At 72.1% G+C, this 21,050-nt stretch carries 20 protein-coding genes; 11 read left to right on the top strand and 9 right to left on the bottom strand.

The annotated features are described in order from the left end of the window. Window positions 1-27 precede the first annotated feature (27 nt). From NKG98_RS02685 to NKG98_RS02660, 6 genes are all read left to right on the top strand, one after another. Window positions 28-399 carry a DUF7475 family protein gene (locus tag NKG98_RS02685; protein WP_254768202.1) on the top strand — a complete coding sequence of 124 codons (372 nt, stop codon included), beginning with the start codon at window positions 28-30 and terminating at the stop codon, window positions 397-399. Window positions 400-438: 39 nt separating this feature from the next. After that, window positions 439-825 (top strand): hypothetical protein, encoded by a 387-nt coding sequence (locus tag NKG98_RS02680; RefSeq protein ID WP_254768201.1) that lies wholly within the window; start codon window positions 439-441, stop codon window positions 823-825. A gap of 129 nt (window positions 826-954) precedes the next feature. Beyond that, complete coding sequence (locus NKG98_RS02675) at window positions 955-1,968, top strand: zinc-binding dehydrogenase (protein WP_254768200.1); 1,014 nt, start codon at window positions 955-957, stop codon at window positions 1,966-1,968. A gap of 127 nt (window positions 1,969-2,095) precedes the next feature. Then, window positions 2,096-2,476, top strand: coding sequence for a 6-pyruvoyl trahydropterin synthase family protein (locus NKG98_RS02670; protein WP_254768199.1), 381 nt, complete (start codon window positions 2,096-2,098; stop codon window positions 2,474-2,476). Beyond that, the gene (locus NKG98_RS02665; RefSeq protein ID WP_254768198.1) at window positions 2,473-3,654 is read left to right on the top strand and encodes a glycosyltransferase family 4 protein; all 1,182 of its coding nucleotides are present in this window, start codon (window positions 2,473-2,475) and stop codon (window positions 3,652-3,654) included. Before NKG98_RS02670 ends, NKG98_RS02665 begins: the two co-directional genes overlap by 4 nt. Beyond that, window positions 3,651-4,589, top strand: a complete 939-nt coding sequence (locus NKG98_RS02660; protein WP_254768197.1) for a class I SAM-dependent methyltransferase — start codon at window positions 3,651-3,653, stop codon at window positions 4,587-4,589. Before NKG98_RS02665 ends, NKG98_RS02660 begins: the two co-directional genes overlap by 4 nt. A gap of 101 nt (window positions 4,590-4,690) precedes the next feature. Here the strand turns inward: NKG98_RS02660 and NKG98_RS02655 are convergent, their stop codons facing one another. The 3 genes from NKG98_RS02655 to NKG98_RS02645 all read right to left on the bottom strand — a co-directional run bounded on the left by NKG98_RS02655 (window position 4,691) and on the right by NKG98_RS02645 (window position 7,067). After that, the gene (locus tag NKG98_RS02655; RefSeq protein WP_254768196.1) at window positions 4,691-5,179 is read right to left on the bottom strand and encodes a 50S ribosomal protein L11; all 489 of its coding nucleotides are present in this window, start codon (window positions 5,177-5,179) and stop codon (window positions 4,691-4,693) included. A gap of 95 nt (window positions 5,180-5,274) precedes the next feature. Continuing rightward, on the bottom strand, window positions 5,275-5,577 hold the full coding sequence (gene cutA / locus NKG98_RS02650; protein WP_254768195.1) for a divalent-cation tolerance protein CutA: 303 nt from the start codon (window positions 5,575-5,577) through the stop codon (window positions 5,275-5,277). A 263-nt stretch (window positions 5,578-5,840) separates the two neighbouring features. Next, a complete protein-coding gene (locus NKG98_RS02645; RefSeq protein WP_254768194.1) occupies window positions 5,841-7,067 on the bottom strand; it encodes an orc1/cdc6 family replication initiation protein in 1,227 nt (408 codons plus the stop codon). Window positions 7,068-7,319: 252 nt separating this feature from the next. Between NKG98_RS02645 and NKG98_RS02640 the strand changes: the two genes are divergently transcribed. Next, window positions 7,320-8,450: a DUF2332 domain-containing protein gene (locus NKG98_RS02640; RefSeq protein ID WP_254768193.1), complete on the top strand. Its 1,131-nt coding sequence runs from the start codon at window positions 7,320-7,322 to the stop codon at window positions 8,448-8,450. Window positions 8,451-8,806: 356 nt separating this feature from the next. On the opposite strand, the gene NKG98_RS02635 is transcribed toward NKG98_RS02640, so the two are convergent. Continuing rightward, entirely contained in the window at window positions 8,807-8,992 is a 186-nt protein-coding gene (locus NKG98_RS02635) for an HEWD family protein (protein ID WP_254768192.1), read from the bottom strand. 168 nt (window positions 8,993-9,160) lie between these two features. On the opposite strand from NKG98_RS02635, the gene NKG98_RS02630 reads away from it, so the two are divergent. The 4 genes from NKG98_RS02630 to NKG98_RS02615 all read left to right on the top strand — a co-directional run bounded on the left by NKG98_RS02630 (window position 9,161) and on the right by NKG98_RS02615 (window position 15,649). Beyond that, entirely contained in the window at window positions 9,161-10,912 is a 1,752-nt protein-coding gene (locus NKG98_RS02630; protein ID WP_254768191.1) for a thiamine pyrophosphate-binding protein, read from the top strand. A 137-nt stretch (window positions 10,913-11,049) separates the two neighbouring features. Beyond that, window positions 11,050-12,033 carry an NAD-dependent epimerase/dehydratase family protein gene (locus NKG98_RS02625; protein WP_254768190.1) on the top strand — a complete coding sequence of 328 codons (984 nt, stop codon included), beginning with the start codon at window positions 11,050-11,052 and terminating at the stop codon, window positions 12,031-12,033. An 80-nt stretch (window positions 12,034-12,113) separates the two neighbouring features. Further along, window positions 12,114-12,380 carry a hypothetical protein gene (locus NKG98_RS02620; RefSeq protein WP_254768189.1) on the top strand — a complete coding sequence of 89 codons (267 nt, stop codon included), beginning with the start codon at window positions 12,114-12,116 and terminating at the stop codon, window positions 12,378-12,380. A 155-nt stretch (window positions 12,381-12,535) separates the two neighbouring features. Continuing rightward, window positions 12,536-15,649 (top strand): disk-shape morphogenesis protein volactin, encoded by a 3,114-nt coding sequence (locus NKG98_RS02615; RefSeq protein WP_254768188.1) that lies wholly within the window; start codon window positions 12,536-12,538, stop codon window positions 15,647-15,649. A 34-nt stretch (window positions 15,650-15,683) separates the two neighbouring features. Here the strand turns inward: NKG98_RS02615 and NKG98_RS02610 are convergent, their stop codons facing one another. The 5 genes from NKG98_RS02610 to NKG98_RS02590 all read right to left on the bottom strand — a co-directional run bounded on the left by NKG98_RS02610 (window position 15,684) and on the right by NKG98_RS02590 (window position 21,038). Continuing rightward, window positions 15,684-16,049: a cupin domain-containing protein gene (locus NKG98_RS02610; RefSeq protein WP_254768187.1), complete on the bottom strand. Its 366-nt coding sequence runs from the start codon at window positions 16,047-16,049 to the stop codon at window positions 15,684-15,686. A 73-nt stretch (window positions 16,050-16,122) separates the two neighbouring features. Further along, on the bottom strand, window positions 16,123-16,947 hold the full coding sequence (locus tag NKG98_RS02605; RefSeq protein ID WP_254768186.1) for a phosphosulfolactate synthase: 825 nt from the start codon (window positions 16,945-16,947) through the stop codon (window positions 16,123-16,125). 42 nt (window positions 16,948-16,989) lie between these two features. Beyond that, window positions 16,990-18,309: an outer membrane protein assembly factor BamB family protein gene (locus tag NKG98_RS02600; RefSeq protein WP_254768185.1), complete on the bottom strand. Its 1,320-nt coding sequence runs from the start codon at window positions 18,307-18,309 to the stop codon at window positions 16,990-16,992. Window positions 18,310-18,372: 63 nt separating this feature from the next. After that, a complete protein-coding gene (locus tag NKG98_RS02595; protein ID WP_254768184.1) occupies window positions 18,373-19,722 on the bottom strand; it encodes an MmgE/PrpD family protein in 1,350 nt (449 codons plus the stop codon). A gap of 83 nt (window positions 19,723-19,805) precedes the next feature. After that, the gene (locus NKG98_RS02590) at window positions 19,806-21,038 is read right to left on the bottom strand and encodes an MFS transporter (protein ID WP_254768183.1); all 1,233 of its coding nucleotides are present in this window, start codon (window positions 21,036-21,038) and stop codon (window positions 19,806-19,808) included. Between the last annotated feature and the right edge of the window lie 12 nt (window positions 21,039-21,050).

Here is a 21,050-nt window from a genome sequence, read left to right as displayed (position 1 = left end):
TTACCGCCCCTGTGGAGCTATCGGCCGATGGACACGTCAGCCGGCCGACTCGCCCTCGGCTCGCTCGGCCCGCTTCACTGGCTCGCGATCGCGCTGGCGGTCGTCACCGGCGTCGTTCACCTCGTCCTCGGCGTCGACTTCCTCCCTCACCCGATGGGGGCCGCCTTTCTGATCGCCGCGGTCGGCTTCTTCGGCGGCGTCGCGCTCGTGCTGGTCGGCTACCGCCGTCGCCTCCTGTACCTGCTCGGGGTCCCGTTTACGGCCGGGCAGGTCGTCCTCTGGTATCTGCTCAACCGACCGGCCGGGGTCGCCGACCTCTCGGGGGCCGAGGCCGTCGACAAGGTCGCACAGTTGCTGTTGATCGCCGCACTGACCGTCCTGTACGCCCGTGATCGCTGACCCCGACCGCGACGGCCGCCGGCGCCGTGGTGAGCCCCGATGAGCGACGGGCCGGTCGGCGCGAGTCGGCACGCGGCGTGGCGGTCGTGGTCGCAGGCGACGGCGGGCACCTGCGCGGGCGTCGCGCTGGCGCTGGCGTCGCTCGAGTGGCTGTGGGCGGCGGGGCCGAGGGGGAGGTTCGTCCTCGGCGTCGCCGCCGCGGTGGCGGTCGAGTCGGCCGTCTTCTGGCGCGTGATCGAGACCATCCCCCCGAGTCGCGTCCGGCGCCCCCTCGGCGCGCTCGCGATGGGTGCCGTCTGGCTCGCCTTGCTACCCGCGGACGTCGGGGTCGACACGCGCACGCTGGCGACGGCCGCGGCCGTCCCCGTCCTCCTCGGGTTCTGGTGGGACTGGCCGGCCGTCAGCGGGCGTCGCGGATCGCAGTGAGAGCGCGGGCAACGATCAAGTAGCCGCCCGGTGAAGTCGGTCAGACGTGATCGATCGGAGACACGACCGGCCGGGACGGGGGCGCCGTCCCCGCGGTGCGCTCGCCCGCCGCCGAGGAGACGACGAACGATGACCGCCCGACGGCTCTGCTTCACCGGCCCCCGCTCCGTCGAGGTGCGCGACCGCGAGGTTCCCGACCCGGGGCCGGAGGAGGTCCGCGTCCGGACGGTCGCCTCGGCGATCAGCGCCGGCACCGAGGGGCTACTCTACCGCGGGGAGGCCCCCGCCGGCCTCGCGGCCGACGAGACCCTCGACGCGCTCGACGGGGACCTCTCGTACCCGCTCACCTACGGCTACGCCGCCGCCGGCGAGGTCGACGCCGTCGGCGAGTGCGTTCCCGAGGCGTGGCTCGGCCGGCGGGTGTTCGCGTACAACCCCCACGAGAGCCGCTTCCTCGCGCGGCCGGAGGACCTCCTCGCGATTCCCGACGGCGTCCCGACGCGCGAGGCGACCCTGCTCGCGAGCGTCGAGACCGCGGTGACGTTCCTGCTCGACGGCGAACCCCTGCTCGGCGAGCGGGCCGTCGTCTTCGGTCAGGGTATCGTCGGCCTGCTGACGAGCGCGCTGCTCGCCGAGATGCCCCTCGACGCCCTCGTGACCGTCGAACCGTGGGCGCGGCGGCGGGCCGTCTCCGAGAAGTTCGGCGCCGACCGGACGCTCGATCCGGCCGACTGCGAGGTGGCCGACGCCGTGGAAGCCGCCGCCGGCGGCCGGGTCGATCTGGCCTACGAGCTCTCCGGGAACCCGGACGCGCTGGACGACGCGATCGCGGCCACGGAGTTCGACGGCCGGGTCGTGATCGGCTCGTGGTACGGGACGAAACCCGCGACGGTCGACCTCGGCGGGCGCTTCCACCGCTCGCGGATCGACCTGCGGAGCAGCCAGGTGAGCACGATCCCGCCCCGTCACGGCGGCCGCTGGTCGCGCAGACGCCGCCACGAGGTCGCCTGGGACCGGCTGGAACGGCTCGACGCGGATCGGCTCCTCACCCACGAGTTCCCGCTGGAGGAGGCCGCCGACGCCTACCGACTGCTGGCGGCGGGCGGCGAGGACGCCCTGCAGGTGCTTTTCACCTACGACTGACCGGCGGTCGCCGGCGAAGCGACGGTCGACGACCGATCGCCGGCCGCGACGGTCGCCCGTCGACGACAGTCTCACGGACTGTCGATCGACGCCCTGCTTTACGCCGGCGCTCGCCGTAGCCCGGGGTATGTACGCCGTGTCCGTCTCGCGCTCGTTCGTCGCCCAGCACTACCTCACCGTGCCCGATCCCGGACCCGAGGGGACCCTCCACTCCCACCGCTACGCCGTCGAGGCGACGTTCCGCGGGCCGGACCTCGGCGAGCACGGTTACCTCGTCGACATCGACGACGTCTCGGAGGCGATGGACGCCCTCGCGGAGCGCTACCGCGACCGGACGCTCAACGACCTCCCCGCGTTCGAGGGGGCGAACCCGAGCGCCGAGCGCTTCGCGCGGATCTTCGGCGACCGACTGCTCGAACGGCTCGACCCGCCCGCGGCGACCGAACTCCACGTCGACGTGGCCGAGGACGATATCGCGCGCGTCGCACACGTGCGCTCGATCGAATGACGAGGGCGAGCGACCGGGAGACCGACGACCGACGCGCCGACGCCAGCGGTGACGGGAGCGGGTCGAGAGGCGACGCGCTCGACGTCGGCCTCGTGGTGTACGGCGGGCTGGACCGGACGTCGGGCGGGTTCCGGTACGACCGGAAACTCGTCTCGCACCTCGAAGGCCGGGGCGACCGCGTCGAGGTGATCGCGCTGCCGTGGCGGACCTACCCCGAGCACCTCGCCGACGCCCGCTCGGAGGCGCTCCGGGCGAAGCTCAACCGGCCGGTCGACGTCCTGGTGCAGGACGAACTCTGTCACCCGTCGCTGTGGCGTCACAATCCGCACCTCGACCGGCCGGGCGCCGTGGTCTCGATCGTCCACCACCTGCGGACCGACGAGGTCGGACCGACGCTCCGGCCCGCCACCCGCGCGATCGAGCGGCGGTACCTCCGGACGGTCGACGCCGCGATCTGTGCGAGCGCGGACACCCGCGACCGGACGGTCGCGCTCGCGCCGCTGCCGACGCTCGTCGCCCGTCCCGGCGGCCGGGTCGAGGGCGCGGCGGTCTCGCCCGAGGCGGCCGCCGGACGCGCCCGGGAGGGGCCGCTCCGGATCGGGTTCGTCGGCAATCTCGTGCCCCGGAAGGGCGCGACGACGCTCCTCGCGGGGCTCGCACGCGTCGACCGCCCGTGGGAACTGACCGTCGTCGGGAGCCACGAGGCCGACCCCGGGTACGCCCGCGAGGTCCGCGAGGCGGCCGCCGAGCGCGGGATCGGCGAGCGCGTGACGTTCGCCGGGGAGGTCGACGACGCGGAACTGGCGTCTCTCCTCCGGCGGCTACACGTCCTCGCCGTGCCGTCGCGCCACGAGGGGTTCGGCGCGGTCTACCTCGAAGCGATGGAGTACGGCGCCGTCCCGGTCGCGAGCGCGGCCGGCGGGGCGAGCGAACTCGTCGCGGACGGGGAGAACGGCTTCCTCGTCGAGCCCGACGACCCGGATCGGATCGCCGCGGTCGTCGACCGGCTGGCCGCCGACCGGACCGAACTCGCCCGCCTGAGCCGGGCGGCGCTGGAGACCGCGAGCGAACACCCCGGCTGGGCGGAGACGATGGAGCGCGCGCGGTCGTTCCTCGTCGACATAGCCGGGGGGAGGGAGCCGGGGACGGACGGCCGAGACGGGGGCGATCACGCGTGACGGGATCGACGCGCGGCTATCTGGAAGCCAAGCGGACGGTCGACGACCGCGCGCTGAACCGTCGCGTCCTCGACCGGTTCGCGGCCGAACTCGGGCGGCTGGCCGGGGCCGACGGCGAGGCGAGCGACGGACCGACGGGAGAGGAGGTGCGGATCGTCGAACTCGGCGCCGGCGTCGGGACGATGATCGCCCGGCTGGCGTCGTGGGGGCTGCTCCCCGACCGGGTCACCTACCGCGCGGTCGACCGCGACCGGGGCCGCGTCCGCCGCGCCCGGGAGCGCGTCCCCGCGTGGCTGGACGAAGCCGGCTACGACGTCGAGGCCGACGACGAGCGGATCGTCGCGACGTCGGGCGAGCGACGCCTCGACGCGACGCTGGCGGTCGCGGACGCGTTCACGATCGACGACGAAGCCGACGCGGTGATCGCGGCGGCGTTTCTCGACCTCGTCGACCTCGACCGGGCGCTGCCGGCCGTCGCCGACCTGCTGCGACCGGGCGGCCTGCTGTACGCGCCGATCACGTTCGACGGCGGGACGGCGTTCGCCCCGTCCGAGCCGGCGGACGACCGGATCGAGCGTCTCTACCACCGGCACATGGACGAGGTGCGGGACGCGCCGGGGAGCAGCCGCGCGGGTCGCGAACTGCTCGCGGCGCTCCCCGGGTCCGGGGCCGCCTCCGGGTCCGAATTCGAGGTCCTCGCCGCGGGCGGCTCCGACTGGGTCGTCCGCCCGGTCGATGGAGCCTACCCCGCCGACGAGGCGGCCTTCCTCGGGCACCTGCTCGAAACGATCGACGGCGCGCTCGCGGACTATCCGCCCGCGGTACTCGACCCGGCGGTCCGGGAGGCGTGGGTCGAGCGGCGGCTGGCGGCGCTCGAACGCGGCGACCTCGTCGCTGTGGTCCACAACCTCGACGTGCTCGGACGGCGGACGTGAGCCGAGAGCCAGAGCGTCGCCGGAACCGGCATCGGCCGGGTCCGGACGCGTCGCTCGTCGACGATCGCTCGAAAACCGTCAGTCGCGGAGATCGAGAGGGACTAGGCTTTGGCTTCGCCGGCCAACACGTCGTCGTACTCGCCCGCGTCGACCTTCTCCTTGAACTCGCGGGCGTCCTCGCCCTCGATGGTGACGCCCATCGAGGCGCAGGTGCCGACGACTTCCTTCGCGGCGTTTTTCGTGTCGTAGGCGAGCAGGTCGGGGTGTTTCTGCTCGGCGATCTTCTTGACCTGATCGATCGAGAGGTCGGCGACGAAGTCCGTCTGGGGCTCGCCGCTGCCGGTCTCGAAGCCGGCCTCGTCCTTGATCAGCGCCGCCGTCGGCGGGACGCCGACCTCGATCTCGAAGGAGCCGTCGTCCTCGTAGTCGACGGTGACGGGGACTTCGGTGCCGTCGAACGCGGCGGTCTGGTCGTTGATCTCCTGGACGACCGCCTGTACGTCGACGGGCGTCGGTCCGAGCTCGGGACCGAGCGGCGGGCCGGGGTTGGCCTGGCCACCCGGAACGAGCACTTCGATGGTTCCAGCCATACCCGACAGAACCCGCGCGCGAGTTTTAAGGGTTGCTTTTTCGGGCAATCGCCGCCCGCGAGGGCGTGGGGCCGCGACGCCGGCGAGCGCCGCGATCAGTCGACGCTACCGTCGCGCCAGTCGGCGAACGCCGCGAGCACGCCCCCCTCGTCGAAGCGCTCGACGCAGGGGACGTCGTAGGGGTGGATGGCCTCGACGCGCTCGACGAGGGCGTCGAAGGCGTCGTCGGTCGTCTTCGCGAGCAGGATCTCCTCCTCGTCGCGGTGGATCTCCCCCTCCCAGCGGTAGGTCGACTCGCAGGGGACGCGGTTGACGCAGGCGGCGAGGCGTTCCTCGACGAGCGTCTCGGCGATTTCGGGTGCGGCCTCGGGCGGGGCCGTGACGTAGACCGTTGGCACGCGCTCGGCTACGTGCGGTTTCGACAAAAGCGTGCTGAACTGGGGGCCTGCGGTGGAGTTATTTCGACTCACCCACCCCACCGTGTCGAGTGTTCCCGTGGCGGGGGCCGGTTCGCGGGGGCGACGGGACGGACCGACGGTCCGGGCGACCGGACACACCCCCACCCCACCGCGTCGAGTGTTTCGGGGGGAAGCGGGTGGGGGTGGGCGAGAAGGCGACGAAGCGGGGCGCGAGTCGGAAACGAGAGCGGACGGAAGCGGGGTTACCGCAGGCCCAGTCTGGCGGCCGTCCGCGAGGCGTGCGGCGAGAGGTCGACGTCGTCCAGTTCCTCGACGACGTCGATCGCCAGTTCGAGGGTGACGTCGAGGTCGTACTCGTAGTACTGGCCGCCCGAGCGGCCGTGGTTGCGGGTGTACCGCTTGAGGATCCCCTGCATCGCCAGATCCGAGAGGTGGTCGTGCATCCGCCGGCGCACGAGCGGCTTGGTGCCGAAGCGTTCGGCGATCTCGGCGTACTTCGGGTAGATCTCGCGGACCCGGGCCGGCGTGTCGTCCTCGATGGCGATCGAGAGGACCGCCGCCAGCGAGAGGTGGCCGTGGCGGGTCAGTTCCATCATTCCCTGTCGGATCTGACCGCGTTCGAGGGCGCGCTGGGCCTCCCTGACGTGGGGTTCGGTGATCGTCGTCTCGTCGTTCGACCGGGTGATGTCGCCGGCCTTGTAGAGGAGGTCGAGCGCCTGCCGGGCGCTGCCGGTGTCCTGGGCGGCCAGCGCCGCACACAGCGAGAGCACGTTCGAGCCGTAGGCGCCGTCGTAGAGGGCGTTTTCGGCGCGCTGTTCGAGGATCGCCCGGAGTTCGTCGGCCGTGTACGGCGGGAAGTGGACCTCCTCCTCACAGAGGGTGTCCTTGACCTTCGGCGAGAGGCTGTCGTGGAAGCTGAGGTCGTTGCTGATCCCGATGATGCCGGGTTTGACCGCCGAGAGGTAGCCGTTGGCCCGCGCCCGCGGGAGTTCGTAGAGGATGCCGTCGTCGTCGCCGATGTGGTCGATCTCGTCGAGGACGATCAGGACCGTGCCGCCGACCGACTCGAGTTCGTCGTAGAGCATGTCGAAGATCGTCTGGCGGGGGTAGCCCGTCGTGCTGATCTGTCGGGACGGGGGCCGGAGTTCGTTGACGAGGTTCGCCGCGACCTGATAGGACGACGAGAGGTTGTTGCAGTTGAGCCAGACGACCGTCAGCGTGACGTCGTCGTAGGCCTCGACGTCGCGTTCGAGATGCGAGAGGAGATAGCGGGTGACGGCCGTCTTCCCCACGCCGGCTTTCCCGTAGAGGAAGAGGTTCCGCGGCTGGGCGCCGTTGATCACGGGCTGGAGGGCGGCCATGTAGGCGTCGATCTCCTCGTCGCGCTCCTGGATCGACTCCGGCTGGTAGTCCTCGCGTAGCACGTCCTCGTCCGAGAAGATCGACGTGTCCCGGTCGAACAGCGGCATCGTTCGATCCGGGGGACGGCAAACACATAAAACCACCGTGTCGAGTGCGTCGAGTGTTCCCGATATGCCGGTGGATCGCCACCCCACTACGTCGAGTGTTTCGGCTCGGTAACTGGTTCGTCGACGCTTCGCCGACGCCGGGCCGAGCGCGTGACTCGTCCGTCGCCGCCGGACCGACAATGACCTTTCGGTCTGGATCGGGTGACCGTCCCCGTTCCCGACACTTTTCACGTTGGGGTCCGCGGACGTCACATGGACGACCGCACGACGCGGGGCGACCTCGCGGCGGAGTTCGAACGGTACGCCGGCTGGGCCGCCGACGTGACGCCCCTGTACGGGACGCTGGCGGCGGCCGCGGCCGAGGACGAACGGCTCCTGGGGATCGCCGCGGACGCCCGTCCCGGCCAGCCAGCGCCGCAGTTGCTCCTCGCCGCGGTTCACTCGCTGCTCCTGGACGGCGTCGACCACCCGCTCGCCGATTACTACCCGTCGTGTGGGGGCGAGACGACCGACCGACGAACGGGAGCGAACGAAGGGGACGACGGGGGCGTCGTCGCTCGTTTTCGGGAGTTCTGTCTGGCGAACGAGGAGCGCTTGCGGGACCTGCTCGCGACGCGCCGCGTCCAGACGAACGACGTCGGGAGGACCGCGGTGCTCCTGCCCGCGTTCGAGCGCGTGGCCCGAACGGCCGAGACGCGGACCCTCGCACAGATCGAGATCGGGACGAGCGCGGGGCTAAATCTCAACTGGGACCGGTACCGGTATCGGTACCGGTCGGGCGAAACCGACGACGCGGGGCCGTCCGACCGTCTCGACCGCACGGACTCGGCGGTTCGGACCGCAGGCGACCCGGACTCGCCCGTCGAGGTCGGGGCCGCCGTCCGGGGCGATCGACGGCCGCCGATTCCGCGGCGGTTCCCGCGGGTCGTCCACAGGACCGGCGTCGACCTGAACCCGCTCGATCCGACCGATCCCGCGGACGCTCGCTGGCTCCGCGCGCTCGTCCACCCCGATCAGCCCGACCGGCGCGAACGGCTCGACGCCGCGATCGACGCGGCGAGGACTGCCCGGCCCGACCTCGTCGAGGGGGACGCCGTCGAAACGCTCCCGCGGCTGCTCGCGGAGGCCCCGGACGACGCCGCGCTCGTCGTCTTCAGCACGCACGTCCTCTACCAGCTAGACGACGAGACGGTGGCCGACCTGCGGGCGACCCTGCGCGAGCACGGTTTCGAGCGGCCGGTCCACTGGCTCTCGATCGACCCCGACGAGGACCTCGGGAAACCCGTCTACCGTCACGTCCGGTTCGTCGACGGCGCCGCCGAGGAGTCCCACCTCGCGCGGTTCGAGTCCTACGGGGAGTGGCTCCGGTGGATCGGGCGGTGATGGGATCAGGCACTGAAGGGAGCAGGCGGCCACGGGCCCGCGCCCGCCGAAGCACTCGACGCGGTGGGGTGAGGGAGTCCCGGCGGCTCCGTCCTGCGATTCGGCGTCGGAGACGGGGGGTCGACCCGCCCTCGACGAAACACTCGACGCGGTGGGGTGGGTGGGTCGCGACCGAGACGCCCGACGCCCGCTCGCCGCGGAACACTCGACGCGGTGGGGTGAGGGCGCGGGATGTGGGGGTACGGCGGGCGCCGGGGCCGGCGCGGAACGGACTCGGGAGTGGAGCGGAGAACGGACCCGGGAGTGGAGCGGAGAACGGGGACAGAGGGCGAGACGATCGCTCCGGATCGTCGGACTCAGTCGAGATCGAACGGGTTGAACGCGCCGTTGATGTCCCACTCGTGGATGCAGTGGGGATCGCCGGCGAGGCGTTCGCCGTTCTCGCGGGCGATCTGCCAGGCGTCGAGGCCCTCGTCCCATCGCTCGGTTCGGTTACAGCATTCACAGACGCGTTCGGTCGGCTTTCGAAGCTGCGCGCTCATTACCCGAGTGTGAGAACCCCACGCACATAACGCTGGTCGTGTCCGGCAACGTCTGCCTCCCTCACGATCGATCCGGTCGGACCGACAGAGCAAAGGATCGCTCCGGTGACCGGTCGAGTGTGCCATGATCGCATCCGACACGCCCGACGCGCCGGAGGGTCGATCGCCGTGACCGCCTCGCCGACGACCGCGGAGCGGCTGGTCGAGACGCTCGACGCCCTCGACGTCGAGTACGTCTTCGGCTACCCCGGCGGGCGGGTGATCGAACTGTTCGAGGCGATCGGCGAGACCGACGCCGACGCGACGGTCGTCCGCCCGCGCGACGAGCGCGAGGCGAGCGTGATGGCCGAGGCGTACGGCCGGCTGACCGGCTCGCCGGCCGTCCTCGCCGGACAGGGGCCGTGGATCGGCAGCCTCGGCGCGATCGGCCAGATGGAGGCTCGACTGGGATCGACGCCGATGGTCGTCCTGACCGAGGCCTCCGAGCGCGGCGAGTACTCGACGCTCGCGCCCTACCAGCAGTCCCGCGGCGACTACGGCGGCCTCTCGCTGCCGAAGATCCTCGACGCGATCACGAAGGAGTGGTGGTTCCCCCGCACGCCCGCCGAGACCGTCCGCAGCGTCCAGCTAGCGTTCAAACACGCCACTGCCGGCCGGAACGGCCCCTGCGCGGTCGTCCTCGACGGGGACGCCGTGGCCGACGAGGTCCCCGCCGATCCGACGCCGCGGCTCTGGGGGGACCGGCGGCAGGTCAGAAACTGGCGCTCGCGCCCGACCGAGGGCGACCTCGAAACGGCCCGCGAGGCGCTCGCGGGCGCCGAGCGGCCCGTGATCGTCGCCGGGAACGGGGTGCACGCGAGCGCCGGCGGCGCGCGCTCGGTCGCCGACTCCGACGCCACCACCGCCTACGACGAACTCCTCGCGGTCGCGGAGGCCTACGACGCCGTCGTCGTCACCTCCTATCTCGGGAAGTCGACGATCCCAGAGACCCACGAGCGCGCGGCGGGCGTGATCGGCTCGTTCGGCCACGAGGGGGCAAACCGCGCCGTCAGCGAGGCCGACGTCCTCCTCGTCGTCGGCTGTCGGCTCAACCCGATGGACACCAACTGGGGGGCCGAGTCGTTCGTCCGTCCCGACGAGCAGACGATCCTCCACGCCGACGTGGACTCGCGCAACGCCGGCTGGGTCTACCCCGCCGACGTCGGCCTGATCGGCGACGCACGCGAGACGCTCGCCGCCCTCCGGGAGGCGGCCGCGGAGCGCGGCGGCGGCGAGAACGACTGGGCGCTCGATCGCGCCGCGGCGGCCCGCGAGGACTTCCACGCCCCCGAGTGCGACGCCGGCGCGGTCCCGATCAGGCCCCAGCGGGTCGCGAAGGCCGTCGAGTCGGTCCTCGACGAGGGGACGGTCGTCACGGCCGACTCGGGCAACAACCGCTTCTGGCTGCTGCACTACCTCCAGACCCGCCACGCCGCGAGCTACGTCGGCAGCGGCGGCGTGGGCGCGATGGGCTGGGCGGCGCCCGCGGCCGTCACGGCGGCCCTCCTCGGCCGGGACGCCATCTGCGTCGCCGGCGACGGCGGCTTCGCGATGACGATGACCGCCATCGAGACGGCGGTCGACCACGGCGTCGCGCCCGCGTTCGTCGTCATGAACGACGCCTCGCTCGGGATGGTCCGCCAGATGGACCCGGAGATGCCGGGCGTCGAGTTCCGCGACACCGACTTCGTCGCCGTCGCCCGCGGCCTCGGCGGCGACGGCGTGCGCGTGGACGACCCCGCCGACCTCGACGGCGCGATCCGCGAGGCGAAGGCGGCCGCCGTCCCGACGGTCGTCGACGTCCGCATCGACCGCGAGGAGCCGATGGCCGACCGCCTCTCGTCGTCGTTCTACGAGGAGGTCGGCGGGTTACACGAGTGAGCGGCCGGATTCCGGGCGGCCCGGACACGGGGTGTGGTACGACGTCGCCCGCGTTCCGACGTCGCCCGCGTTCCGACGTCGCCCGCATCCCGAATCCGTGGGAACGCTTTTCACGTTCTACAGGGACGTTCGTGACAATGTCGAACTCGGATTCGACGGTACTCGTCACGGGCGGTACGGGTTTCATCGGCTCCTACGTCGTCGAGGACCTGCTCGAGGCCGGTCACGACGTCGTCGCGTTCGACCTCTCGACGGACGCGCGGATCCTCGAGAAACTCGGCGTCGCCGACGACGTCGAAGTCCGCCGCGGCGACGTCTCGGAGGCGACCGACGTGTTCCGGGCCGTCCGGGAGACGGGCGCGACGCGCGTGATCCACCTCGCGGCGCTGCTGACGACCTCGGCGCGGGAGAACCCGCGGGCCGCCCTGCGGGTGAACGTCGAGGGGACGAACAACGTGTTCGAGGCCGCGCGAACCCTCGACGAACAGGTCGAGCGGGTCGCGTGGGCCTCCTCGGCGGCCGTCTACGCTCCCCCGCACAACTACGCGGGCGACGGCGAGGCCGACGGCTGGGTCACCGAGGAGGACCTCGTCTACCCCGACACTCTCTACGGCGCGACCAAGGAGTACAACGAGCACCAGGCCCGCGTCTACGGCGAGGATTACGGCGTCTCCCACGTCGGCCTGCGGCCGACGGTCGCCTACGGCCCCTACCGCGAGACGGGCGGGTCGGCGTTCCTCGCCAATATAATCGAGAAGCCCGCGCTCGGCGAACCGTTCTCGGTGGAGTACGGCGATCAGGTGATCGACTGGCAGTACGTCCGCGACATCGCGCAGGCGTTCCGCAAGGCGGCGTTCGCCCCCGAAGCGGACCTCTCCCGGCGGATCTACAACGTTCGCGGCACCGTGGCGACGATCCGCGAGGCGGCCGAGACGGTCGAACGGATCGTCCCCGACGCCGACCTCGACGTTTCCGACGCGGGCGAACTGCCGTGGACCCAGAAACTGGACCAGACCGCGGCACGGGAGGACCTCGGCTACGAACCCGAGTACGGCCTCGATGACGGCTTCCGGGAGTATATCGACGTGCTGCGCGAGGAGGCAGGACTCGACCCGCTCTGACTCGGCCGGCGTCCGCGCCCGAACCGGGACCTTGCGACGGCGCGGTGCACGCTTTAGCGCGCCACGGGCGGACGTCGAGTATGCCGGAGGCAGACATCCAGACGTTCGAGACCGAGGACGAGTACCACCACGTTCGCTTTCGCGACCCGGACCGATTCTCGGACATCCGGACGCCGGACTGGGCGAGAAACGCCGCGGAGTCGGTCTCCGACGGCGCCGAGGTCAGGACGGGGAAGGTAAAAGGGAGCGACGACTGGGAAGTCGAGAGCGTGCTCGTTCCGAACGACGTCGACGAGGACGACGCGAAATCGCGGGCGAAGGAAATCGTCGAGAAGATCGAGTCCTGAGGCTGCGGACGGCCGCGTTCGACGCCGACGTCCGAACCCGCGCGGTCGACTCGCGCGGGCGCGCGAGTTGCCGTGCGTCGACCGGCCGAACCCCGATTTTCAGTTCTGGTACTGGGGGCCAAACTTCCAAGAGGGCTGCCCGTTTCCCGGAGGTCATGGTACACGGTCTCGACATCGGAACGGGGGCGCTCCGTGCAGTCCGGGACGGCCCCGACGGCCCCGCGGTCGACGCGGCGCCGCCGGTCGCGCTCCCGGCCGACGCGGACGCCCTCGACGCGGCGGGACTCGACCCGGCCGACCTGCTGACGGTCGAGCGCGAGGGGACGACGTACGTCCTCGGCGACGACGCGCTCGCGGCCGCCGACGCCCTCGACGCGGAGGCGACGTCGCTGCTCTCGCACGGCTACCTGTCGGTCGACGACGGCGCGGAGACGGCGTTCGACGCGCTCGTCGCCGACCTCCTCCCCGACGGCGGAGACGAACGCATCTGTTACACGACGCCCGGCCCGCTGGTCGACGAGGCGGAGGCGACCGACGCCCACCGCAGGGCCGTCGAGTCGGTCCTCGGCGACCGCGAGTTCGACCCGACGCCGATCACGAAGGGGTTCGCCGTCGTCTACGACCAGCTAGAGACGGACAACTACACCGGCCTCGGCGTCTGCATCGAGGACGAGACGACGAGCGTCGCGCTGTCGTACTACGGCGTCCCGGCGCTGGCGTTCGCGCTCGCGAAGGGCAGCGAGTGGGTCGTCGAGCGGGCGGCCGCCGAGACCGGCCACGCCCGCGAACAGGTCAGGTCCGTCCTCGAGGAGTTCGCGCTCGACCCGAACGCGGCGACCGACGATATCGAGAGCGCGCTGGCGCGGGCGCTCGACGACCTCGCCGCGGAGTTGATCGACGCCATCGCCGCCGAGGCCGCCGAGCGCGACGTCCAGCAGGGGATCGCCGTCCCCGTCGCCGTCGCGGGCGACCGCGCCGTCGAGGGCGTCGAGTTCCTCCTCGGCGGCCGGTTCGACGCGGCCGACCTCCCCTTCTCCGTCCGCGGGGTCAGACTCGCCGACGACCCCGCGGAGAGCACGGCCCGGGGCGCGCTCGAAGCCGCCCGCGACGACGTCGACGCCTACGAGGCGGTCACCTGGTCCGAGGCGGCGGGTGCGGCCGACGGGACCGAGGACGACGACGCGGCCGCCGCGTCGCTCGCGTTCGACGAGGGCGAGACGATCGACGCACCGGGCGACGTCGACGGCCGCGCCGACGAGGCGATCGACCAGCTGTTCGACCGCCTCGCCAACCGCGACGAGGAGATCGAGAACGTCGCCGAGGAGGTCGAAACCCTCGGCGAGGACCTCGAGTACGTCGAGGAGCGAAGCGCCACCGTCGACGAGGTCGCGGCCCTCGACGAGCGCCTCGACGAGGTCGCCGCGGACCTCTCGACCGTCGCGGACGACGTCGACGACCGCGCGCCGGCCGACGACGTCGAGGCCCTCGAAGCCGACCTCGACGACCTGTCCGGGGCCCTCGACGACCTCGATGCCGCCCTCGACGCGCTCGACGACGAGGTTTCGGACCTCGAGGACGAAGCCGCGTCCGACCGCTCGGAACTGCGGGGGGATCTGGAGTCGCTCGAAGGGGACCTCGCGGACGTCGAGGCGAGCCTCGACGAGACCGACGACGCGCTCTCGGCGGTCACCGCGGACGTGGCGTCGCTCGACGAGCGGACCAGCGATCTCGACGAGCGAACCGCGACCGTCGAGGAACGGGCCGACTCGCTCGACGACCGGTTCGAGGAGGCGTGCACCCGCGTCGAGGACGTCTCCGGGCGGGTCGAGGAGCAGTCGACGCGGCTCGGGGGACTCTCCGGCCGGCTCGAAGAGCTGTCGGAGCGCACCGACGCCCGGTTCGACGACCTCGAAGCGACCGTCGAGGACGGACTGGCCGACCTCGAGGACGGGGTCGAGTCGACCGCGGACGACCTCGCGGACCTGCGGGCCGACGTGACCGACCTCGAAGGGGCGGCCGCGAGCGAGGCCGCCGTCGAGGGCGTCCGCGAGGACGTCGCCGACCTCGACGCGGACCTCGACGCGCTCGACGACGACGTCTCCGACCTCGAAGAGTCGGTCGCCGCCGTCTCCGCCACCGTCGAGGGGCTCGACGGCCGGGCGGCCTCCCGCGACGCCGTCGCGTCGCTCGAATCGAACCTCGACGACCTCGACGAGGCGGTCGCCGACCTCGAAGCCGACGCGGCCGCCGAGGCGGACCTGATCGAGGTCCGCGAGACGCTCGCGGCGACCCGCGAGCGCGTCGGGGCGCTCGACGAGGACCTCGACGCGCTGACCGACGACGCGGACGCCCTCGAAGACCGGGTCGTCGGCCTCGAGTGTGCCGCCGCCGACCGCGCCGACGCGTTCGTCGAGGGCCGCCCGCAGCGAGTCGGCCCGCTCCTCGAACGCGTCGGCGACGTCTCCGACCGCCTCGACGCGCTGGCGACGGACGTCGAGTCGGCCCTCGACCGGATCGACGCCGTCGAGAGCGACGTCGACGCCGTCGCGTCGCTCGAATCGAACGTCGCGGCCCTCGAGGAGCGGACGGCGGACCTCGAGGCCGCGACGGCGACGGTCGACGACCTCGAAGCGGCGGTCGCGGCCCTCGAAGCCGACCTCGACGCGCTCGATCCGGCCGACGACGGGAGCGCGACCGGCGAGGAGGTCGCCCTCGAAACCGTCCAGTCGGACGTGTCGGCGCTCGAAGACCGCCTCGAGTCGCTGGACGCGAGCCTCGACGGCCTCGAGTGCGACGCCGTCGCCGACGACCGCGTCGCCGCGCTCGAAGGGAGCGTCGCTCGCCTCGAGGAGCGGTTCGACGCGGTGATCGAGCAGGAGGAGGTGCCCGACGCCGGACTGGCCGAGGAGTTCGACGCCGTTCGGGCGGACCTCGACGAGGCGATGGCGGCCATCGACGCCCTCGAGGGGGCGGTCGCGGCCCTCGAAGACCGCGAGTCGCCGGCCGACGACGGGAGCGCGACCCGCGACGCGGACGAGATTACGGCGCGCGTCACGGCCATAGAGGAGCGCCTCGAAGCGGCAGAGTCGGGAGCCGACGGCGACGGCGGCGAGGCGGCCGTCGCGACCCCGGTGCTCGCCGGCGGGGGCGCCGCGGGCATCGTCGCCGGCGCGGTCACGACCCTCTCCGGCGACGCCCGACTGGGGCCCGCGGCCCTCGCGCTCGGCGTGGTGTTGCTCGCGCTCTCGGTCGCGGTCGCGAGGCGGTAGCGAGGTCGCGTCGCAGTCCTCCCCGTCTCGATACTCACTCCTCGACGACGGCGTCGTCTTTGACGTTCGGCGCGCCGACGACGAGGACGGTGCTCGGCTCGACGGCCCGCAACTGGCGCCACGAGTGCGGCGGCACGACGACGACGTCGTGCGGTTCGAGTTCGAGCACGTCGCGGTCGTCCCCGCGCTCGACGGTCATGGAGATCGCCCCGTCGAGGACGACGTACAGTTCCTCCTGTTCGGTCTGCCGGTGGAAGGCGTTCTCCTCGCCGGCCTCGTACTGCCAGACGTTGGGCCGCATCTCCTCGGGCCGGAGTTCGTACCCCACCGGCAGGAGCGTGGGCACCTGCCCTTCGAGTTCGCGCGGTTCGACGTTTTCGAGCGTGACCATCGAGTACATGGGCGCGGCCGGGGGTTCCACGGACGCCGGTAAAAAGGCGCGCCCGGCGCCGTCGGGTCGCGACGCGGCCGACTCACTCGCGCTCGTAGCTCGCGATCCGGCCCCACGTCGACTTCTTGCCCCACAGCCCCGAGCGCATGCACTCGAGTTCGACGATCTGGGAGTTGTCGACGAAGAGGTTCACCTTCGGGCCGAACTGCTTGATGTACCACTCGAACACCTCGGGGTCGGCGGCCTCGAAGACGCAGTTCTCGATCCCGAGTTCGGTGGCGATCTCGAAGGCGACGTCGGTGCGCCACTCGCGGACCCGCTCGGTGATCCCCTCGGACTCGACCATGATCTTGTACGCCCCGGCGTCGAGGTGCCGCCGGCCCTCCTCGATGGCGCTCGTCGGGTCGATCGACGACTCGGACTCGAGTTCCTCGACGCTCGAGGCGCCGCCGGCGCCGAACTGGACGTTGATCTCGGGTTTCGCCTTCAGGTCGTGGTCCTGGACGAGTTCGGTCAGCGCGACCGCGTCGTCGACGTCGATGGCGAGGAAGCCGCTAGATACCTCGACGATGTCGAACCCCAGTTCGGCGGCCTCCTCGACGTACCGCTCGACCTGGTCGTGGTCGCGGATCAGGACGTGCTCGACGAAGCCGCCGGTCGAGACCTGGACGTCGTGTTCGTGACAGACGTCGATCAGCTCCGTCACGGCCGCCTCCGGCATCAGCGCGAACGATCCGCCGGAGAACTTGTAGATGTCGACGTACTCGCCCATCGTCTCCAGGATGTCCCGCAACTCCCGCGGCCCCATCGGGTCGTAGTAGGGCCCGCGGATCTCGGTGATCCCTTTCTCCCTCGGTTTCCCCTCCCGGTCGTTGACGTGCAGGAAGTCGAACGCGCGCTCGGACATACGACGCCACGGACCACGAGCAGGGACTTGAAGCTGACAGGCTCACTCCGCCGCGACCAGCTTGTAGCCGCCGCCGTCGACGTCGATCTCGGACTCGTCCTGGTCCTCCCCGGAGGTCGGCGGGTTGGGCGCGCGCTCGGCGTAGTAGATCGCGCCGTCGTGGACCAGCGGCGTGCTCGTCACGACCCCCTCGTGGTCGACGCGCCAGACCTCCTCGCCGCTTTCCTTCTCTACGGCGTAGAGGGTGCGGTCCTTCGAGCCGAAGACGACGCGGTCGGCGCAGACGGTCGGACAGCCGGTGAGCGCCCCGCGCGTGCCGAACCGCCAGCGTTCCTCGCCCGTCCCGGGGTCGAGCGCGTAGAGGTTGCCGTCGTGGCTGCCGGCGAACACCGCGGGGATCGTCGGATCGATCGCCGGGCCGGTCATCGACAGCCAGCCGGTCTCGAACGACCAGTCCTCGGTGCCGTCCTCGAGGTCGACGCGGTAGACGCGCCGGTCCCACGAACCGAAGAAGGCGCCGCCGTCGTAGGTGGCGATCGGCCCCTTTATCTGGCCGTTCGTCCCGTTCTCGGGGCTGGTCTCGAACGTCCACGCCAGTTCGAGCGTCTCGGTGTCCCAGCCGTAGAGGACCCCGTCGTTGGCGCCGACGACGAGACGCTCCGCGTCGAGGTCGAGCGCCGGGGTGGAGTGGGGGTGGTCGGTCGGCAGGCTCTCGGCGTCCTCCCACAGGACGGCGCCGGTCTCGGCGTCGACGGCGAACATGCTGCCGTCCGGGTCGGGGTACTCGACGGCCATGAAGACGACGCCGTCGTAGTAGAGCGGGCTCGCGCCGATCGAGCCGCCGAGTTTCCGCCGCCACACCCGGTCGCCGGTCTCGGCGTCGAAGGCGTAGAGCGCGCCGTCGTAGGCGCCGACGTAGACCCGGCCGTCGGCGACCGCGGGGGTGCCGTGGACGCCGCGACCCCACGTGTCGGTGTACGCCTCCCAGCGGACCTCGCCGTCGGGCGAGAGCGCGGTGACGGTACCCGTGTCGCCGGGGAGGACGACCCCGCCGTCGGGGAGGGGGGTGGCGCTCGCCTTCGCTGCGGTGTGCTCGCCCGTGTTGACCTCGGGCAGCCGCCACGCCCGCTCGACCGCGTCGGGGACGGTCTCGTCGGGGTAGTACCCCCAGCGTTCGAGCGAGCCGCGAAACTGCGCGACGCCGTCCGGAGTCGTCTGCGAGGTTCCGTCGCGCGACCCTTCGAGCGGCGCCGGGTCCCCTTCGAGGGCCGTCCGCGTGACGGGAGCGAGACAGCCCGCCGATCCGACCGTCGCGGCGCCGAGCGTCGCCAGCAGCCGCCGGCGGGAGGTGTCGTACGTCATCGCTCGTGGTATCCCGTCCCCCGACGCATCAGCGTTCCGCTCCCGTCGCAGGTCTGCGACGCGCTACGCCAGCAACGCCGTCAGGTCGGCCACGTCGCGTTCGTCGAGCGAACGGATCGTCCCGACGAGGTCGTCGCGGCGGTCGTCGCCGAGGCGCTCGCCGGCGACGGCGTCGAACTTCTCCTCGAGTTCGTCCCACCCCATCGGGTCCCGCGGGTGGCCGCGGAAGGCGTCTTTCTCGACGCGGTAGGTGGTGCCGTCGTCGGTCGTGACGTCGATCACGGCGGGCATCTCCCCCGCCTCGAAGCGCTCGGTGAGTTCCGGATCCTCGGTCACGTCGACGAGGCGCAACAGCCGCTGGACGTCGTCGCGGCGGATGCGCTCGGGTTCGTACTGTTCGAGCGAGAGGTCGCGATCGATCAGCGCCGCCGCGAGCATGTACGGCAGCGAGTGGTCCGCCTGCGCCCGCGTCTCGACCTCGTAGCGGTTGCCCTCGCCGCCGCCGATGATGAGTTTCGCGCCGCCGAAGGTTTCGAGTTTGATCGCCGCGACCTCGTCCGGACCGATGTCCTCGCTCCGGGCGAGTTCGATCACGCCCTCGACGGCCGACTGCGCGTACGTCTCGGCGACGTACCGTTTGGTCATCACGTCGTGGACGCGCTCGCCGGGCGAGAGGTCGACCTCGAACGGGCCGGAGATCACCTGCTGCCAGCCCTTCTGGCCCTCGAAGAGGTCCCGCGGCCCCTCCATCCCGTTGCGCGCGAGCATCGCCGCGTAGACGGCGTTCCGGGCCGCGTTCGCCGACGCGATCCCCTTCCACTCGTTGATCCCGCCCGTCCGGGTCACCCGGAGGGCGTTGTGGGCGGTCCCGGCGATGGCGATGGCGTCGCGGGTCGCCTCGACGTCGAGGCCGAGCGTCTTCGCGGCGCCCGCGGCCGCCGAGACGACGGTGTGGGTGACGTGGTCGAATCCCTTCTCGCGGACGGGGGCGTTCCACGCCAGTTCGCCCTGGATCTCGTAGGCGACCGCCAGCCCCGCGAGCAGCGCCTCGCCGGAGCGGTCGGCGTACTCGCCCGCGGCGACGACGGCCCCGAGATTGTCGCTCGGGTGGGGCGTCTCCCCCGGCGCGAGAAACGAGTCCATGTAGTCGAGGTACCTGGTGAGCGCGGTGTTGTGCATCGCCGCCTGAACGGGCGAGGCGCCCCGGTCGCGCCGCCAGAGGGTACAGGGGCCGCCGTCCTCCAGATCGGCCACCGTCCGGTCGACGACCCCGGTCGACTCCGCCTCCGCGGCGGCGACCGCGATGCCGACCGAGTCGAGCACGCGCCGCTTCAGCGCGTCGCGGACCGCCGGAGAGAGGTCGCCGTACGACGTCTCCTGAACGAACTCGGCGAGTTCGCGCGTCGTCGTCATGGTCGCCGGTTCCACGGACGGCGACAAACCTCCTTGCACGCCTCGCGGTGACCGTCACGCGGCCGTGAACGACCGCCTCGCGGTCAGGTCGACTCCGCGGGGCCGACGACGAGCAGCGCCGCGCTCAGGACCGTCGCGGCCGCGACCGACGCCGCGAGCAGCCAGAACGCGGGCCGGAAGCCGACGGTCTCCGAGAGGGCGCCGACGACCGCCGGGGCGACCGCGCCCGCGCCCATCAGCAGCGTCCGGACGATGCCGAGGCTCCCGCCGGCGATGTCGTCGGGGACGGCCGCCATCAGGTACGCGCCCCTGACGGGTCGGAAGCCGTGGGAGCCGACGCCGACGGCGACGAGCGCGGCCCCGAGGACGACCGCGGAGCCGGTGCCCGTGAGCGCGACCAGCGCCACCATCGCGGCCGCGGCGACCCCGAGCGCGCAGACGATGACCGGGAGCGTCCCGACCCGGTCGCTGACCTCGCCCGTCGCCAGTTGAACGAGGCTGACCGCGAACAGCGCGCTGTAGAGCAGGCTCGCCGTCGCCGGCGCCAGCCCCGCCTCGTCGGTGAGGTACAGCGGCGCGAACGCGACCAGCCCGTTGTAGGTAAACGAGAACAACACCGTGACAGCGACGAACGTCGAGAACCGGACGTCGAGAAAGAGCCCGGCGTACTGCCGGACGCCGACGTCGCCGAGGCCGTCGGCGCTCGTCGCCGCCCCCGAGGAGTTCGGGAGCCGCTCGGGCACCCGCAGCGCGAACGCGGCCGTCAGCGCGAGGCCGGCCACCCCCGCGGCGAGGAAGACCGCACGCCAGCCGGCCCCGAGGGCGAAGGGGACGCCCGAAGCGACGACGACCGCCGCGGGCGCGGCTACGCCCCCGAAGGTGCCGAACGTGTCGAGGATGCCCAGCGCCCGGCCCGTCCGGGCGGGGTAGGCCCGCGAGAGCAGCCGGACGGCGACGGTCTTGTGCGCGCCGGTGCCCGCGCCCATCACCAGCATCGCGCCGACGAGGACGGGAAACGGCGAGTCGACGGTCAGCGAGAGGGCCGCGGCCGCGGCGACGACCGCGCCCGCGACGATCACCGTCACCGAGCCGAGGCGGTCCGCGAGCACGCCCGAGGGGAACTGCGTCGCCGCGTAGACCAGCATGAAGCCGGTGAACGCCGCCCCGAGTTCGGCGTTCGAGACGCCGTAGGTCGCCTGGAACGGCCCGAAAAGCGGCGGGAACGCGTACCGGAGGAACTTCGCGAGAAACCAGATCGCCGCCGTCAGAGCCAGCGCGTCGTACCGCGAGAGGCGACGGAGCGTCGGGATCGGCATACGGTCCGGACA

It is taken from the genome of Salinilacihabitans rarus (assembly GCF_024296665.1).
GTDB classification, from domain to species: domain Archaea; phylum Halobacteriota; class Halobacteria; order Halobacteriales; family Natrialbaceae; genus Salinilacihabitans; species Salinilacihabitans rarus.
This window is presented reverse-complemented; position numbering and strand designations above follow the sequence as displayed.